A 3,238-nucleotide genomic window follows, 5' to 3' on the forward strand; every position below is an offset into this window, starting at 1 on the left:
TCGTGGTCGCGAGCGAGGTGGGCTCGGAAGGTGCGGTGGTGGTGGTGTCGGCCTCGGCCTCGGTCGGCGGCTCGGGAGTGGGCTGCTCCGATGCGCTCGCGGATTCGGTCGGCGTCGGCGGCTCAGTGTCCCCGACCACGTTCTCGATGTTCTCCACGTTCTCGACGTTCTCAGCCATGGGCCAGCCTGCCGTGCTCGGCGGTCATCAGATTCGCGAGATCACTGTGCGGAAGCGTCTGCGTGCCGTAGACGGTGATCTGGTAGAACGTGTCGCCCTCGGCGTACACGCCGATGAGGCTGTCGAGGTTGTCGGCGTTCTTCTCCCGGGCGGTCGCACCCGACTCCCCGGGAATGCTGAAGGACGTCCAGCCATTCCCGTTCAGCTGGAAGCCCTGCATCCAGTTGTCCGCGTCACCGCTCGAGTCGAACTGGAGCAGCTCGATCGAGACGTTCGCGCCCATCGTCGAGTCCTGGTACGTGCGCTGCGCGCCGCCCTTGAAGCCCAGCTGGTTCAGCGCGGACTTCACGTCGGACGAGCCGCCGTACTCCTTGACCACGTCGCTTTGGCTTTCCTTGTTGCCGTCCGGGTCGCCCTGCACCGAACTCGGGCCGTCCGGCGGCGGGAGCAGGAAGTAGCGCAGGTCCCCGGAGTGCGTGCCGTCCTTCACCGAGCCGACCACGGTGGACTTGGGGCTCGGCGACGGCGACGGCGAGGCCGAGGGTGACGCGGACGCCGCCGCGTTGGCGCTCGCCGACACCGCGCCGGCCCCGCTCGCGCCGGCGCCAGTCGACGCGGATGCGAGCGCCTCGGCGACGTCGATCGGGGCCGGTGACGCGATGGCGACGACTGCGGCAGCGGTGCCTGCCGCGAGGACGAGGTACGAGGCGCCGATCGCGGTAACGATCAATGCTCGGCTTCGGCGCTTCGCCGGTACGGGTGGCGCTACGCCTGCCGTCTCGGCGAAATCCGGTAGACCAGCTCCATCGCCGGCCGTCTGCCCCACGTCCGTGGGCGCGCCAGGCGCGAAGTCCACCGTCTCTGCCGCGGCGAGATCCGGTTCAGCGCCCCGCTCCAGCGGCGGCTGTACCGCGCCTTGTGAATCCTCCGGACTCTCCGGACCGTTCTCGTCCGAATGGGCCGGAGGCATGAATGAGTTATCGCCCACCCCGCCCCTCCCCTGAATTGTGTCGTGCTTCGCGAGCTCCCCGCGCGACAGCCACCAATAAATACACCCGCGAACCGGCGTTGAGCACTGCATTTCCGCAACGATCGGATCAAGGACCGCTTTTGAGCGCGCAGCGCGATCGCGGGACACGACCTCGGACCGTCCGACGATTGCCGCGTCGCTTTGGTTGCCCGGAGCCGCCCGTTTTGATGAAAGCCCCACTGGAAGCCTGAATCGCTACTGAGCGCGTCCGAGAAGTGTCGTACAGTGAAGGATCGTCAGGGCACGAACCACACGGTGCATGAACCGGACGGTGCTTGAACCACACCGTGCTTCAACAACGCCGTGCACGAACCAGGCAGTGCCCGATCAGAAGCAGTGTCCGACCAGCAACCGCGGCACGATCAGAACCGGGACGATGGCCGCCATCCGAAATCGCCAGGCGGGGGCCGCACGGCCGACCGCCGCGCTCGCCGCCGTCGCCGCGCTGGCCTGCGGGTACACGGCCGGCTCCGTACTGCACTGGGGCTCCCCGCCGGACCCGGGTGAGGGCCGCGCGCACACCCTCGCCGACCTGATGGGCGACTTCGGCCTGTCCGCCGTGGCCGCCTTCGCCGCCGTCTCCTGCGCCTGGCGCGCCTTGCTCGCCCGCGGCCGGCTGCGCGTCTCCTGGTTCCTGTTCGCCGCCTCCGCCCTGGTCGCCGGACTAGGCAACGGGGTCTGGGGCTGGTACGAGATCGTGCTGCACCACACCCCGCCCTCGCCCTCGGTCGCGGACTGGATGTTCCTGTTCTTCGCCCCCTTCGCGATGGCGGGCACGCTGGTGCACCAGCGCGGGCCCGGCGCGCCACTCGGCTGGCTGAAGCTGGTGCTCGACGGCGTGATGATCGCCGGGGCGCTGTTCAGCGGCGGCTGGACGGTCGCACTCGCGCAGGAGGCCGGCAGCGACGGCGGCTCGACGCTGGCCATCGCGCTCGCCCTGGCTTATCCGGTCTTCGACATCCTGCTGGTCAGCCTGGTGCTCGCGCTGCGCTTCCGCAACGGCCGGCGGGACGGGGCCTCCATGGCGACCCTCGTCGCCGGCTACTCGCTGATCGTCGTCTCGGACGCGATCTGGACGATTCCGGCCGTGCGCGCCGAATACAGCTCCGGTGAGCTGCTCGACTCCGGCTGGTTCCTCGGCTACCTGCTGCTCGCGGTCGCGCCGTGGATGAGCACGTGGACACGGCCGGGCCAGCGCCATCGCGCCCGGCACTGGATGCACGCCTCGCTGCTCTCGGGCGTGCGGCGCGCGTTGAGCCTGCTCGGGCTGCTCTTCCCCTACCTCGCCGGGCTGATCTGCCTGGCCGGGATCATGGTCGACGGCCTCACCGGCGACCACCGCGTGCACGCCGCGCTGCTCGGCGCCGGCGCGACCGTCCTGATCGCGCTGGTTTCCCGCCAGGCCGTGACGCTGCTGGAGAACCACCGGCTCACCAAGCAGCTGAAGGTGCGCGAAGACCACTTCCGCTCGCTCGTGCAGGGGTCGAGCGACGTCATCATGACGGTCGATCCTTCCGGGCGCCTGGGGTACATCTCGCCGGCGTCGCTGCACGTGTTCGGATACGAACCCGGCATACTCGCCGACACCTCGCTGTACCGCCTCGTGCACCCGGACGATCGGCGCACGGTCGCGCGGGCAGTGCAGCGCTTCCTCGCCGGCACGGCGGTCTCGGCCGCGGTCGAGTGCCGGATCAGAGCCGCCCAACCGTTTTCGCTCGACGGCGGCAGCGCGCTGTGGCGGCACGCCGAGTGCACACTCACCCGGCACCGCGGCGGCCTTGTGTTCACCTGCCGGGACGTCAGCGACCGGGTCGCGTTGCAGCAGCAACTCGCCTACAACGCCTACCACGACTCGCTCACCGGACTGCCGAACCGCGCGCTGTTCGCGGACCGCCTTGAGCAGGCACTGTCACAGCATCCTGCGTCACCGTCACCGTCCTATCCAGGTGCACTCGCACCGAGTCTCGTGCCGCTGCAACCCGTCGCAGTGCTCTTCCTCGACCTCGACTGGTTCAAAGAGGTCAACGACG

Annotated in this window: 2 protein-coding genes; one reads left to right on the plus strand and one right to left on the minus strand. The window is 69.5% G+C overall.

Annotated features, from left to right (window positions below):
• Nucleotides 1-170 precede the first annotated feature (170 nt).
• Nucleotides 171-908: a hypothetical protein gene (locus VFB40_RS12195; RefSeq protein WP_324850038.1), complete on the minus strand. Its 738-nt coding sequence runs from the start codon at nt 906-908 to the stop codon at nt 171-173.
• 676 nt (nt 909-1,584) lie between these two features.
• Here VFB40_RS12195 and VFB40_RS12200 point away from each other — a divergent pair.
• Nucleotides 1,585-3,238 (plus strand): PAS domain-containing protein (locus tag VFB40_RS12200; RefSeq protein WP_324850040.1); only part of this gene is annotated, 1,654 nt, incomplete at its 3' end.

Origin of the sequence: Actinocrinis sp. (genome assembly GCF_035650855.1) — a bacterium.
GTDB lineage: Bacteria > Actinomycetota > Actinomycetes > Streptomycetales > Catenulisporaceae > Actinocrinis.